The organism is Acetobacter okinawensis (genome assembly GCF_002153655.1).
GTDB lineage: Bacteria > Pseudomonadota > Alphaproteobacteria > Acetobacterales > Acetobacteraceae > Acetobacter > Acetobacter okinawensis_A.
Window position 1 is genome coordinate 1 of record NZ_JOPJ01000075.1, and the last position, 392, is coordinate 392.

Annotated in this window: 1 protein-coding gene; it reads left to right on the top strand. The window is 62.2% G+C overall.

Annotated elements, in window-relative coordinates; all coding sequences use genetic code 11:
- Window positions 1-392 (top strand): carbohydrate porin (locus HK26_RS12785; protein ID WP_143296377.1); only part of this gene is annotated, 392 nt, incomplete at both ends.

A 392-nucleotide genomic window follows, 5' to 3' on the forward strand; every position in this document is an offset into this window, starting at 1 on the left:
ACCGTCATGTTCGCCGCAGCCGATGACAACCCGCCGGGCAATACCTCCAACTCCTTTGGCATTCAGGGTGGCAACCCGGAGGACCCCACCAACCAGAACGCTAACGGCAATGCCTCGGGCACCAGGTTCAACATGGGCACGGGTGCACTGCTCATGACCGAGCTGCAATACGCCATTAACCCCCAGCCCGATGACATGTCCAAGGTCACCAAAGACCCCGGCCTGCCCGGCGTGTACAAGCTGGGTGGTTTTTACGACACGGGGCGCTTCCCCGACTACCGCTACAACACGGATGGAACGTCGCTTGGGGCTAATGGGGGCACCCCGCGCTGGGACCGTGGCAACTGGATGGTGTACGGCATTGTGGACCAGATGCTCTGGCGGCCCTCGCT